The organism is Mesorhizobium sp. B2-3-15 (assembly GCF_006442875.1).
Lineage (GTDB): Bacteria > Pseudomonadota > Alphaproteobacteria > Rhizobiales > Rhizobiaceae > Mesorhizobium > Mesorhizobium australicum.
In genome coordinates this window covers 71006-83414 of record NZ_VFVO01000017.1, presented here as the reverse complement: position 1 = coordinate 83414, position 12409 = coordinate 71006, and the positions used below count along the sequence as shown (strand labels likewise).

General features: G+C 63.4%; 12 protein-coding genes. 6 read left to right on the top strand and 6 right to left on the bottom strand.

What is annotated here, in order from left to right:
• Positions 1-78: 78 nt before the first annotated feature.
• Positions 79-648 carry a methylated-DNA--[protein]-cysteine S-methyltransferase gene (locus tag FJ954_RS28205; protein WP_140664973.1) on the top strand — a complete coding sequence of 190 codons (570 nt, stop codon included), beginning with the start codon at positions 79-81 and terminating at the stop codon, positions 646-648.
• A gap of 23 nt (positions 649-671) precedes the next feature.
• Here FJ954_RS28205 and FJ954_RS28200 read toward each other — a convergent pair whose 3' ends face one another.
• A complete protein-coding gene (locus FJ954_RS28200) occupies positions 672-998 on the bottom strand; it encodes a hypothetical protein (protein WP_140664970.1) in 327 nt (108 codons plus the stop codon).
• Positions 999-1273: 275 nt separating this feature from the next.
• Here FJ954_RS28200 and FJ954_RS28195 point away from each other — a divergent pair, with 275 nt between their 5' ends.
• Positions 1274-1486: a cold-shock protein gene (locus FJ954_RS28195; protein WP_015316174.1), complete on the top strand. Its 213-nt coding sequence runs from the start codon at positions 1274-1276 to the stop codon at positions 1484-1486.
• Positions 1487-1907: 421 nt separating this feature from the next.
• Here the strand turns inward: FJ954_RS28195 and FJ954_RS28190 are convergent, their stop codons facing one another.
• The 3 genes from FJ954_RS28190 to FJ954_RS28180 all read right to left on the bottom strand — a co-directional run bounded on the left by FJ954_RS28190 (position 1908) and on the right by FJ954_RS28180 (position 4347).
• Positions 1908-2516, bottom strand: a complete 609-nt coding sequence (locus FJ954_RS28190) for a glutathione S-transferase family protein (protein WP_015316173.1) — start codon at positions 2514-2516, stop codon at positions 1908-1910.
• 83 nt (positions 2517-2599) lie between these two features.
• Positions 2600-3454: an EAL domain-containing protein gene (locus tag FJ954_RS28185; protein WP_015316172.1), complete on the bottom strand. Its 855-nt coding sequence runs from the start codon at positions 3452-3454 to the stop codon at positions 2600-2602.
• On the bottom strand, positions 3451-4347 hold the full coding sequence (locus FJ954_RS28180) for an EAL domain-containing protein (RefSeq protein ID WP_140664967.1): 897 nt from the start codon (positions 4345-4347) through the stop codon (positions 3451-3453). The genes FJ954_RS28185 and FJ954_RS28180 overlap by 4 nt, the downstream gene beginning before the upstream one ends.
• A 216-nt stretch (positions 4348-4563) precedes the next feature.
• On the opposite strand from FJ954_RS28180, the gene FJ954_RS28175 reads away from it, so the two are divergent.
• Positions 4564-5766, top strand: a complete 1203-nt coding sequence (locus tag FJ954_RS28175; RefSeq protein WP_140664964.1) for a pyridoxal phosphate-dependent aminotransferase — start codon at positions 4564-4566, stop codon at positions 5764-5766.
• 71 nt (positions 5767-5837) lie between these two features.
• On the opposite strand, the gene FJ954_RS28170 is transcribed toward FJ954_RS28175, so the two are convergent.
• Positions 5838-6233, bottom strand: a complete 396-nt coding sequence (locus FJ954_RS28170) for a cupin domain-containing protein (RefSeq protein WP_140617749.1) — start codon at positions 6231-6233, stop codon at positions 5838-5840.
• A 233-nt stretch (positions 6234-6466) separates the two neighbouring features.
• Between FJ954_RS28170 and FJ954_RS28165 the strand changes: the two genes are divergently transcribed.
• From FJ954_RS28165 to FJ954_RS28155, 3 genes are all read left to right on the top strand, one after another.
• The gene (locus tag FJ954_RS28165; RefSeq protein WP_140664962.1) at positions 6467-7996 is read left to right on the top strand and encodes an EAL domain-containing protein; all 1530 of its coding nucleotides are present in this window, start codon (positions 6467-6469) and stop codon (positions 7994-7996) included.
• 190 nt (positions 7997-8186) lie between these two features.
• The gene (locus FJ954_RS28160) at positions 8187-10238 is read left to right on the top strand and encodes an elongation factor G (protein ID WP_140664959.1); all 2052 of its coding nucleotides are present in this window, start codon (positions 8187-8189) and stop codon (positions 10236-10238) included.
• Between the two features lie 742 nt (positions 10239-10980).
• Positions 10981-11478, top strand: a complete 498-nt coding sequence (locus FJ954_RS28155) for an isoprenylcysteine carboxylmethyltransferase family protein (protein ID WP_140664957.1) — start codon at positions 10981-10983, stop codon at positions 11476-11478.
• A gap of 6 nt (positions 11479-11484) precedes the next feature.
• Here FJ954_RS28155 and FJ954_RS28150 read toward each other — a convergent pair whose 3' ends face one another.
• A complete protein-coding gene (locus tag FJ954_RS28150) occupies positions 11485-12381 on the bottom strand; it encodes a LysR family transcriptional regulator (RefSeq protein ID WP_023770205.1) in 897 nt (298 codons plus the stop codon).
• Between the last annotated feature and the right edge of the window lie 28 nt (positions 12382-12409).

The window sequence follows — 12409 nt, the reverse complement described above, 5'->3', positions numbered from 1 at the left end:
AGGCAGCGATGCCATATTGTTCCTGATATGTACCGGCAGGAATCCCGGATTTCGCCGCTTTGCGGAAAGGAGTGCAGCATGGAAACGACATCTTCGATCACGGCCGGCCACGCAGTGTTAGAAACAGTGATCGGTTTCATGGGCATCGCCTGGAGCGAAAAGGGCCTGATCCGGCTTTGCCTGCCCGAACGCAGCCGCGAAGCGGTGGAGCGGCGGCTGATGCGCCATGCCGGGATTTCCGCCTCCACGGCCCAGCCATCATGGGTGGTCGAACTGATCGCCTCGATGAAGGCTTACGCCGCTGGCGAGGACGTCGATTTCACCGGCTTTCCCGTCGACCTCGACGGCGTCGACGATTTCCGCCTCGCCATCTACGACGCGGCACGAAAGCTCAGCTATGGCGAAACCACCACCTATGGCGAACTCGCCAAGCGCGCCGGCCATGCCGGCCTGCCGCGCGAAACAGGGGCGGCCCTTGGCGCCAATCCGGTGCCGCTGGTCATCCCGTGCCACCGCATCCTTGCCGCCGGCGGCAAGATCGGCGGCTTCTCGGCGCCCGGCGGCTCGACCACCAAGGAAAAGATGCTGGCCATGGAAGGCGTGCATGTCGGCCCGCCGCCGCCGGCGCAGGTGTCCTTCGGCTTCTGAGAGCAGTAAGCCGCTCCCGGGTGCTAATGGCGCCGGATGAATCGATGCCTGAAATGCTCATTGTCCCGCCGCTTGCAGTTGTACACCGGGCAGGACTTGGTGTCGGCGCTCGGCACATAGGCGCGTGTCCGCACCTCGCCCATGGTGCAGAACTGCTGGCTCTGCACATAGCGGTCATAGAGCGGCAGGCCCGGCACCCGCTTCGACTGATAGCGAAGAATAACCGCACCTTGGCGCGCGATCGTCGACTGGACCTTGCCGCAGCTCAGACGTGTGGGGTCGTAGCGCGAGATGGCCTGCGCCTGGGCGGCCAGCAGCGTGAGGCAGGCGGCAAGCAGGATGGTTTTCATGGTCGCTCTCCCCTCGATCCGCCGCCCGGGACGGCACGATCTTGCGCCACGGTTTCACCAGATTGGGGCGGTCGTTGGGCGGCCCCGGATCACGACGTTTTCACGCAGTCTTGTTTTTTGTGCGAAAGCAGCCTATATCAGCCCCATTGATATTTCGGCCGATCGATCCGGGCCTCGCGATCTTCGCGTTTGCTGACGTCTATCTCCAAAATCTCGATGCACACCGGCTGGACTTCGGTCCGGTCATACCAAAGCAAATGTGAAGGACTATTTTTATGGCAACTGGAACGGTCAAGTGGTTCAACGCCACCAAGGGTTTCGGCTTCATCCAGCCTGACAGCGGCGGCGCGGACGTTTTCGTCCACATCTCGGCTGTCGAGCGCGCTGGACTGTCGACCCTGGTCGAAGGCCAGAAGATCAACTTCGAGATCGAGCAGGACCGCCGCACTGGCAAGTCGTCCGCTGGTTCTCTGAGCAAGGCAGCCTGATTTTGAAAATGGCGCGCGCCGGACGAGAGTTCGGGGCGCCCGGCAAGTCACGGATGTACTGACGGTCGCGCGAGAAGCGCGCCGGAGCGGAAAGACCCGACAAGCTGGAACAGCAGATAGCTGCCAGCCCGGACCGGACGCTCCCAATCAGGCTACCGAAATGGGAAGGCGGGATTTATCCCGCCTTTTTATTTGTCTGGGTTTGGCGAAGGCGGCGAAGCTGCTGTCCTTCGCCCCGTCTCTATACGGGGAGAAGTGCCCGGCAGGGCGATGAGGGGCAGCGCCAACGTTTCGGAATTGCCCCTTTTTGAACTTACCCCGAAAGGCTGGCGCCGCCCCTCATCTGGCTGCCGCCATCTCTCCCCGTATGGAGACGGGGAGAAGGACGCTACGGCACCGCTTTCGCCAACTACCGGCCGCCCTACCCCACCCATTCGATCGGCACATGCCCCGGGTCCGCCTCCACGCGGCCGAGCCAGGCGACCACCGCCGGATAGGCGTCGAGTTGGAACCCGCCCTGCTCCGCCGTGTGGGTATAAGCATAGAGCGCGATGTCGGCGATGCTGAATGTGCGGCCGGCGAAGAAGGCGTTGTTTTCGAGATATGTGTTCATGACGCCAAGCGCCTTGTTGCCGCGCTCCAGCGTCACAGCCAGCCGCTCCGGCGTGGCATCCGCTGCGCGTTCCGGAAAGGTCAGCAGCGCCTTGCGCACGGCGATATAGGGCTCGTGGCTGTATTGTTCGAAGAACAGCCACTGATAAGCGAGCCCGCGCTCATATTTGTCCGCGGGCAGCAAGCGTGTGCCTTCGGCGAGATAGAGCAGGATGGCGTTGGATTCTGCCAGCCGCCGGCCGTCGTCCAGTTCCAGCAGTGGCACCATGGCGTTCGGGTTCTTGGCGACGAAATCGGCCTTGCGCGTATCGCCGGTATGCGAACTCACCTCGACAGTGGTGAAGGCCAGGCCGAGCTTGGCCATCAGCAAACGCGGCTTGTAGCAATTGCCGCTATCGATCATGCTGTAAAGTATCATCATGGTTCCCCGGAGCGCTGCTTCTGCGAGCCGATTATCGCAGCGGCGCCATCCTCAACCAATGATTTGTTTTGGCGCGACCATCAGCGCCGCTTATGCAATGGCACGACCTTGTTGTCGAAGCCCAGCAGCGCATCGACGGCAAGCGGCTCTTCGTTGAAGATGGTGCCGGCCAGCGCCGGACGCCCAAGCAGAAAGCCCTGCAGCAAATCGACCCCGCCTTCGAGCGCGACACGCAAATGGGTGGGCTGCTCGATGCCCTCGACCAGCACCTTGGCACCGCGATCGTGGAGGCTGGACACCAGCGGGCGGAAGAAGCGTTCCGCGGCGGCGTGGCGGCAGAATTCCGCGAACCAGCCGCCATCGATCTTGACGATGTCGGGCTGAAGCAGGCTCACCCGCTCCACGGTCGAATGGCCGGTGCCGAAATCGTCAATGGCGATGCGGATGCCGTCGCGCCGCATTTCACGCACCAGCCTGGCCAGCAGCGCATCGTCCGCCGCCTGCTCGGTGATTTCACACACCAGCATGGCCGGTGCCAGGCCGAGTTCATCGAGGTGCCGGCTCATCAGCCGGATCTCGGCCAGCGCCCGTCCAGCATGGTCGTTGACCAGGGGATTGTAATTGAAGAACAGGTCGAGCCCGTCGACCCCGATATTGTGGAAATTCCTCAGATGCAGCACCCGGCACATTGTTTCGACGTACAGCCGCTCCGGAGCCGCGACGCTGTCGAAGAACACCCGCGGCGACACCGGCCGGCCGGCGCGGTGCGGTTCGATCAGGCCCTCGACGGCCACGGGATGCAAGCTGCCGCCGCGCGGGGCGTAGATCGGCTGGTAGGCGCTGCGCAGGCGGAAGTCGCCATGGATGCCACATTCGATGCCGATCTCGTCGACGAAGATCGCATCGCCGACGGTGCGCCGCCGCTCGACGCTCATGGCGCCACCTTGCGCCCGAAGGCTTTTGCGGGCCGCCCGGTGCGCGGCGCGACGGCGGGGGGAGCGGGCGCATGGCTCGGGGGAGGAACCGGCTCGGGACTGCCCTGGCCGAAAGCGCGGAAACTCGTCGGCGCCAGTTCTGGGCGGGCCAGCACATAGCCCTGGACCATCGAGGCGCCCGATCGTTCCGCCAGCTCCAGTTGCCAGCCTTCCTCGATACCTTCGAACACGGTGCGGATGCCCTGGTCCTCGAAGCTCCTCACCATGGATGTCAGCAGCGCGAAACCGGCGCCCGATTCCATCAGTTGCGTGATCCAGTGCGCATCGAACTTGACGATGTCGGGGCGCAATTCCTTGACGCGGGTGATGTCGGAATCGTCGGCGCCATAGTCGTCGACGGCAATCCGGAAGCCGTTGGCCCTGAGCGCGGCGACGAAGCCGTGCAGGGTTTCCTGCGATGCCGATCTCTGCTCCGTCACCTCGCAAACGACGCGGCCCGGATCGATGCCGGCTTCGTGCAGCACCAGCCGCATGTCACGCAAGGCATTGTCGGCGACAGCGCGCTCGGTGAACACCGACGGGTCGAAATTGATGAAGATCGACGCCTCTCGCGGTAGGCAGGCGCCGGCATTGAGCAGATGCAGCGTCCTGGTCAGCGCCTCGACATGCAGACGGTCGGCCGCCGGACAGGTCGAAAAAAAGCTCATCGGCGATTGCGGCTCGCCGTCGCGAAACGGACGGATCAGCCCTTCGAAGGCGGCAACCGAAAGCTTGCCCTCGTTGAAGGCAAAGATCGGCTGAAAAGCGCTTTGCAGCGTATAAATGCCCCAGACACCACTCGAGGTGCCGTCATCATGACGGGTGATATGGGCAAGTCCGATGCTGCGCGACAAAGGTTCCTCGCTCCGCGACCTGGCGGAATTGAACCGCGATCCTGCCATGCAAGCCTCTACCGCCCGTTAATGAACTTTCTTTTGCCGATCACGCCTCATTGACCGCGCTGCCCCACCTGGCCCAGCCGACAAGGCTTGCGCTGACGGGAATGTTGCGACATGAGAAGCGCCGCGGCCGCTCCTGGCCGCGCCGATCCTTTGGAGAGACAAAAGGTCATGGCCTTTCTTGCCGACACCCTTTCCCGCGTTAAGCCTTCCGCCACCATCGCGGTGACGCAGAAAGCGCGCGAGCTGAAAAATGCCGGCCGGGACATCATTGGCCTTGGCGCCGGCGAGCCCGATTTCGACACGCCCGACAACATCAAGAATGCGGCGATCGAGGCCATTCGCCGTGGCGAGACCAAATACCCGCCGGTTTCGGGCATCGTGCCGCTGCGCGAGGCGATCGCGAAAAAATTCAAGCGCGAGAACAATCTCGACTACAAGCCCGAGCAGACCATCGTCGGCACCGGCGGCAAGCAGATCCTGTTCAACGCCTTCATGGCGACGCTGAACCCCGGCGACGAGGTCATCATCCCCCGCCCCTACTGGGTCAGCTATCCCGAAATGGTGGCGATCTGCGGCGGCACGTCGGTGTTTGCCGACACCTCGATCGACAATGGCTTCAAGCTGACGCCGGCGGTGCTGGAAAAGGCAATCACACCGAAGACCAAATGGCTGCTGATGAACTCGCCGTCGAACCCGTCGGGCGCGGCCTATAGCGAGGCCGAACTGCGGGCGCTCGCCGACGTGCTGTTGAAGCACCCGCAGGTCTGGACGCTGACCGACGACATGTACGAACACCTGACCTATGGCGACTTCGTCTTCAAGACCATCGCCGAGGTCGAGCCCAAGCTCTACGAGCGCACGCTGACCATGAACGGCGTCTCGAAAGCCTATGCCATGACTGGCTGGCGCATCGGCTACGCCGCCGGTCCCGTCCAGCTGATCAAGGCGATGGACATGATCCAGGGCCAGCAGACCTCCGGCGCCTGCACCATCGCGCAATGGGCTTCGGTCGAGGCGTTGAATGGCCCGCAGGATTTCATCGCCAAGAACAAGGCGATCTTTCAAGGCAGGCGGGACCTCGTCGTCTCGATGCTCAACCAGGCGCGCGGCATCACCTGCCCGTCGCCGGAAGGCGCCTTCTATGTCTATCCGTCCTGCGCCCAGCTGATCGGGAAGAAAACCAGGGCCGGCAAGGTGATCGACACCGACGAGGCCTTCTGCTCGGAACTGCTCGAGGCCGAGGGCGTCGCGGTGGTGTTCGGCTCGGCCTTCGGCCTTGGTCCCAACTTCCGCATCTCCTACGCAACCTCGGAGACGCTGCTGGAGGAAGCCTGCACGCGCATCCAGCGCTTCACGGCATCGCTGACCTGATCTGGTCGATCCGAAACAAACCCGGCGTCACCGCTGTCAGGCGTTACCGCCGGGTTTTGTGGATACAGCAATCAGCCGCCATATTGCGCCGCGGTCACCTCTTCCAGCCAGTCGGCATGGACGCCGTCGAGCGCCTCCTGCATGGCGATGTGCGTCATTGCCGATTTCGGCGCCGCGCCATGCCAATGCTTCTCGCCAGGCGCGAAGGAGATGACGTCACCGGCCCTGATTTCCTGGATCGGCCCGTCCCATGTCTGGACCAGGCCGGCGCCTGCGGTGACATAAAGCGTCTGGCCAAGCGGATGCGTGTGCCAGTGGGTGCGCGCGCCGGGCTCGAAACTGACCAGCGTGGCCCTGAGCCGCGCTGGCGGCTCCTTCTCGATGATTGGCGTCTGCAGAACCCGGCCGGTGAAATATTTTTCCGGCGCTATAACGGTCGGCACGCTGCCGCAAGCAATGATCTTCATCGTCTGTTCCCTGGAACTGGTGGTTGCCGGTGAGATGCCGGCCCGCGAAGTGAGCCGCATTCTCGGTCTGGATCGGCTCTGATGCAACCGCCCTTGTCACCTCGCTTGGACGAAGGCCTGATTTCTTAACCATGACACTTGCCGGCACGGGACCGCCAAGCGAATGCCCGGGAATTCAATGTCTTCTTAACGGCTGCGCACTAGCCGTTGGCCTGCATTGCGGGGGCTGGCGGATGAGCATACTGGCGACGATCAAGGACCATAGCGGCCGGATCTATCGCGGTATCCAGTCGCTGCTCGTGATCAGCACCGGCGCGGCGGTGCTTGGCGCTTTCGACGTCTCGCACAACCTGTCAGCCGGCGGTGCCTTCGCCATCTCGATCCTGGCCACCAGCCTGGCCTTGCTGGCATTGATGTACATGCGCAGCAGCGTCGTCCATCGTCTCCAGTCGGCCGCCGCTGCGGAAGCCGAGAAACATCATTTCCTCACCAGGGATGCGATGACCGGCGCCACGACGAGACGCTATTTCCTCGAAGCGCTGCGCGAAAGCCTGGGCACCAGGCGCGACAGGCGCGAGGCAGCCTTGCTCTTGATCGACCTCGACCATTTCAAGCAGTTGAACGACACGTTCGGACACCAGTTCGGCGACCTCACCTTGGCGCATCTGGTCAAGACCGCGGAGCGCATCTTTGCCGGCGCCATGGTAGGACGCCTCGGCGGCGACGAATTCGGTGTCATCATTCCGCATGGCGACCTGGCGGCCATCAACAAGGATGTCAGACGATTGCTGGATGCCATGCGCGCCGGCAAATCGCATGAAGGCAAGACCATTCCGCTCTCCATCTCGATCGGCGTCGCCCTGGCGCCGGCCCATGCCTCGAACACGACGGAACTGATGCTGGTTGCCGATCTGGCGCTTTATGAAAGCAAGGCGGCGGGCCGTGGCCGCGTCACCGTCTTCGACGAGGAGATGCTGTCCGACAAGCGCTACCGGCGGCTGGTCGAACGGGAATTGCGCGCCGCGGTCTATCTGGGCGAACTCGAACTGCATTATCAGCCGATCGTCGGCCCGGACGGTTCCACCGAGGCGTTCGAGGGGCTGATCCGCTGGCGCCACCCGGTTCGCGGGCTGATCGCGCCGGCCGAGTTCATTGCGATCGCCGAGCGATCGACGTTGATCGACATGCTCGGCGAATGGGTGTTCAAGCGGGCTTGTGCCGACATCGGCCAGTTCGCCGGCCGCCGCATTTCCATCAACGTCTCCGGCGAGCAGCTCAAGCGTGACGAGATCGTGACCATGTGCGACCGCGTGCTGAAGGACACTGGCCGGTCGGCATCACAGTTCATCATCGAGATCACCGAGACGGTGGCGACCGCCGCCACGCCCGAGATCCTGCGGCGCCTCGAGGCATTGCGTGGCCTCGGCTTTCACATCGCCCTCGACGATTTCGGCACCGGCCATTGCGGCTTCAACTATCTGAAGACCTTGCCCGTCGACATCATCAAGATCGATCGCTCCTACATCCGCGCCCTCGCTCACGATCAGGTAGCACAGATATTCGTCTCGGCGCTGGCGCAGATCGCGCGCATCCAGGAGGTCACCATCGTGGCGGAAGGCGTGGAGACGGCGGAGGAATTCGCGCTCGCCAAGGCGGCCGGGTGCAATCGTTTCCAGGGCTATTTCTTCGGCAGGCCGGCGCCTCGCGGCAAGCTCGCGCTGGTTGACGGGCGCTCGGTCGAACCGCTCGCGCTCAGCGCCTGAGACGACCGGCCGTGCCTGCTTCCTATTTTTCTTGCCCTGCCGGCAAACAAGTGGGACGATAATCGCGGGCAGGTCGAAACAGACCGCCCGCGACGGTCGAACAGGCCGGCCGCCGCTCAGGACCGATTGACCCTGGCCTGAACCATCAATGCCAGTCGGTCCCCAGGAAACGCCTGAGTGGAGGTCAGTCATGGGTACTCGCGCCGGAGGACGACGCACGGGACCGAAATGCATTGCCATAGTCGGTCCCTTCGCAAGCGGTAAGACGACACTTCTCGAAGCCATATTGGCCCGTACCGGCGCCATTCCCCGCCAGAACCCGGTTTCCTCGGGCAATACTGTTTCAGATCATTCACCCGAGGCCCGCGCCCACGCCATGAGCGTCGAGGCGTCGATCGCCACCACCGAGTTCATGGGCGAGCAGTTCACCTTCATCGACTGCCCCGGATCGATCGAATTCTCCTTCGAGGCCGAACCGGTGCTGGCCGCCTGCGACGTCGCGGTGGTCGTGGCCGAGGCCGACGAAAAGAAAATCCCCGCCTTGCAGCTCATCATGCGCAAGCTCGACGATCTCGGCGTGCCGCGCATCCTGTTCCTTAACAAGGTCGACAAGGCGATCGCGGGCGTGCGCGATACGCTGAAGATGCTGCAGCCGACAAGCGCGGCGCCGCTGCTTCTGCGCCAGATCCCGCTGCGCAAGGACGGCGTCGTGATCGGCTCGATCGATCTGGCGCTGGAGCGCGCCTACATCTACCGCGAATATGCCGAAAGCGAGGTGGCCGAGATACCGGGCGACGACAAGGCGCGCGAACTGGAGGCGCGCTTCTCGATGCTGGAGACGCTGGCCGATCACGACGATGAGTTGATGGAGCAGCTGCTGGAAGAGATAGAGCCGCCGAAGGACGCGATCTTCGACGATCTCGCCGCCGATCTGCGCGAAGGCGCGGTGACGCCGGTGCTGATCGGCACCGCCGAGAAAGGCAATGGCGTGCTGCGCCTCTTGAAGACGATCCGCCACGATGCGCCCGACATCGAGGCGACCCGCAAGCGGCTCGGCGCCCCGGACGGCAATGCGACGGTGGTCCAGGTGATGAAGACCATCCACACCCCGCATGGCGGCAAGCTGTCGGTGTCGCGCATCCTGTCCGGCCAGGTCGCCGACGGCTCGGAACTGTGGCTGCCCGGCGGCGACACCGCCAAGGTTTCCGGAATCTACCGGATGCTGGGCAAGGAACAGGTCAAGCTGAGCGCCGCCAGGACCGGCGACACCGTGGCGCTCGGCAAACTAGACGCGGTCAAGACCGGCCAGACGCTCACCTCGGCCAAGGGCGGTGCCAAACAGCTCTTCGATGTCGAGCCGCCGCAGCCGGTCTTCGCCTTCGCGCTGCGCCCCAGGGAGCGCAAGGACGAGGTCAAGATGTCGGCCGCCATCCAGCGCCTGGCAGAGGAGGATCCCTCGCTCAGCCTGCGCCACAACCAGGATTCGGCCGAGACCGTGCTGTCAGGGCATGGCGAGATGCATCTGCGCGTCGTGCGCGAGCGGCTGGAGGGCAAGAACCAGATACTGGTGGAAGGCCATGCGCCGGCGGTGCCCTATCGCGAGACGATCCGAAAGCCGGTGCAGCAGCGCGGCCGCCACAAGAAACAGTCGGGCGGCCATGGCCAGTTCGGCGATGTCGTCATCGAGATCAAGCCGCTGCCGCGCGGCTCCGGCTTCCAGTTCACCGACACCATCACCGGCGGCGTCGTGCCCAAGACCTACATCCAGTCGGTCGAGACAGGCATACGTGACTACCTGAAATCCGGCCCGCTCGGCTTCCCCGTGGTCGATGTCGCGGTCAACCTGTCGGACGGCTCGTACCATGCGGTCGATTCCTCCGACATGGCCTTCCAGATGGCGGCCAAGCTCGCCATGAAGGAAGGCATGGCCGCCTGCTCACCGGTGCTTCTGGAACCGGTGATGAAGGTAGAGATCGTCACGCCGTCGGACGCGACATCGAAGATCATCGCGCTGATCCCGCAGCGACGCGGCCAGATCCTCGGCTATGACGCGCGGCCCGACTGGCCGGGATGGGACGTCGTCGAGGCGACCATGCCGCAGGCCGAGATCGGCGATCTGATTATCGAGCTGCGCTCGGCCACGTCAGGCGTTGCCAGCTACCGCGCCGTTTTCGATCACATGGCCGAGCTGACTGGTCGTCTCGCCGACGAAGCGATGAACGCCAACGGCAAGGCTGCCTGATTTCGCCCGGTGCCCGATTTCGAATCATGTGGAGCCCCCCTCGAACGATCGAGGGGGCGAAAACCAAAAACGACGCCCGGGGGGCCGGACGTCGTTTTGTTTGCGGACCGTTTTCTCGGGAGGAAAAACGGCAGGTCCGCCGCATGTCGAGGTCACCGCGCTTCGGCGCAAAAGGTTCGGACGCGGTAGCCGCCTGAGCCCGGGCCGTACGAGTGATGCCCCCATCTCCCGTCCGAACCACACCGCGTCCTATCATCCACTTAGCAGATGGAGGGTGTCCTTGTCATGTTACCAGAGGTTACATGACACTGTTACGCGGCAATTCTGGTGAATTTTTCAGCCATCCCAGTGGCATGCAGGCAACAAAAAAGCCGGATCAACGAAGATCCGGCTGAGTTTGATTGGAAGTGCCTGTTAAGGCTAACCTCCAGAGGGGAACACTCGAGGACGCTAATGGGAGGAGAACGCGTCCAGGAGATGATCTCTATATGTGCTCTTCATGCCCAAGAAACAAGCATCTATTTTGCAACACACACATGCAAAAAGGCACAGGCTGTGGTCCAACCCATTCCAGAAGCCAATAGGACCAGCAGAATCGTGAAAATGAGGCGCGATTTCGGGTCATTGCCGTCTCGAAAACGCCGATCCCGACCGATTTTGCTCCCGAATGTCAAAAAACACTGATGATGTGGAATGAGGCAGCGGCGGTTCAATTCCAAGGCAGTCAAGCGAGGATCGACCATTGCGCAGGTTTTCGGCGCTCGTCGGCAGCGGCATTTTCCTGATTGCGGCTCCCGGCGTTGTCGCCGGGCTGGTTCCCTGGCTGCTTAGCGATCGCTGGGGCCTGCCATGGTCGCCCCTGCCCTTGTTTGCGCTCACCGGCGGCATGCTCGTCATTGCCGCGGCTGCGGTGCTGCTGCATGCCTTCGTCCGCTTCGCGCTGGAGGGGCTGGGCACGCCCGCCCCCGTCGCACCGACCGAAAGGCTGGTGATCGGCGGCATCTACCGCCACGTCCGCAATCCCATGTATGTCGCCGTGCTGTCGATCATTCTGGGCCAGGCGCTGCTGTTCTCGAGCTGGTCGATCGCTGCCTACGCGGCAATCGCGGCGGCTGCCATGGTCACCTTCGTCAAGCTCTACGAGGAGCCGACGCTCGCCGGCCGCTATGGCGCCGAATACGAGGCCTACCGCCGCAACGTACCGGGCTGGCTGCCGCGGATTACGCCTTGGAAAGGATAAGCTAGTCTAGAACGACCAGCTTCTGGCCTTGGCGATGATGAAGTCGCGAAACACGTGCAGCTTGGCCTGGTTCTTCATCGCGTCGGGGTAGGCGAAATAGGTGTCGAAGGACGGCACCTCGGTCTCCGGCAGCAGCTGCACCAGGCCGGAATCCTTGCTGATCACATAGTCCGGCAGCATGGCGATGCCGGCGCCGCCCTGCACGGCGCGCTTGATCGACAGGATGTCGTTGATCTGCAGCGACGGCACGCGCTGGCCGCTCTCGAAATCGCCGACCGTCTCCAGCCAGTTCAACTCCGACAGATGCGACGGCACGGGCAGGCCGAAGGTGACGATGCGATGGGTTCTCAGCTCCGCGACCGAGCTCGGCTTGCCGTGCTTTGCGACATAGGAGGGGGCTGCGTAAAGGTGGAAATGCACGGTGAACAGGCGGCGCTGGATCAGGTCCGGCTGTTGCGGCTGGCGCAGCCGGATGGCGCAATCCGCCTGGCGCATGGTGAGGTCGAGTTCCTCGTTGGCGAGGATCAGCTGCAGGCTGATTTCGGGATAGAGTTCGATGAACTCCTGCACCCGCTCGGTCAGCCAGCCGGCGCCGAGGCCAACGGTCGTCGTTACCCTGAGCACGCCGGACGGCCGGTCCTTGGTCTCGGTCAGCCGCGACTTGATGGTCTCGAGCTTCATCAGCACGTCATGCGCCGTGCGGAACAGCATCTCGCCCTGTTCGGTCAACACCAGGCCCCGCGCATGGCGGTTGAACAGCGGCACGCCGACATCATGTTCGAGCGCGCTGACCTGCCTCGAGATCGCCGATTGCGACAGATGCAGCGTCTCGGCCGCATGCGTGAACGACCCCGCTTCCGCCGCGGCGTGAAACACGCGTAGCTTGTCCCAGTCCAACGCCATGATTTCCCCTCGTTCCGGTTGGCGTCTG

Bases quoted from the DNA above. Each gene is read 5' to 3' on its own strand.
- FJ954_RS28165 (WP_140664962.1), top strand. From the start codon at position 6,467: ATGAGCATACTGGCGACGATCAAGGACCATAGCGGCCGGATCTATCGC.
- FJ954_RS28150 (WP_023770205.1), bottom strand. From the start codon at position 12,381: ATGGCGTTGGACTGGGACAAGCTACGCGTGTTTCACGCCGCGGCGGAA.
- FJ954_RS28195 (WP_015316174.1), top strand. From the start codon at position 1,274: ATGGCAACTGGAACGGTCAAGTGGTTCAACGCCACCAAGGGTTTCGGC.
- FJ954_RS28200 (WP_140664970.1), bottom strand. From the start codon at position 998: ATGAAAACCATCCTGCTTGCCGCCTGCCTCACGCTGCTGGCCGCCCAG.
- FJ954_RS28170 (WP_140617749.1), bottom strand. From the start codon at position 6,233: ATGAAGATCATTGCTTGCGGCAGCGTGCCGACCGTTATAGCGCCGGAA.
- FJ954_RS28185 (WP_015316172.1), bottom strand. From the start codon at position 3,454: ATGAGCGTCGAGCGGCGGCGCACCGTCGGCGATGCGATCTTCGTCGAC.
- FJ954_RS28205 (WP_140664973.1), top strand. From the start codon at position 79: ATGGAAACGACATCTTCGATCACGGCCGGCCACGCAGTGTTAGAAACA.
- FJ954_RS28160 (WP_140664959.1), top strand. From the start codon at position 8,187: ATGGGTACTCGCGCCGGAGGACGACGCACGGGACCGAAATGCATTGCC.
- FJ954_RS28175 (WP_140664964.1), top strand. From the start codon at position 4,564: ATGGCCTTTCTTGCCGACACCCTTTCCCGCGTTAAGCCTTCCGCCACC.
- FJ954_RS28190 (WP_015316173.1), bottom strand. From the start codon at position 2,516: ATGATACTTTACAGCATGATCGATAGCGGCAATTGCTACAAGCCGCGT.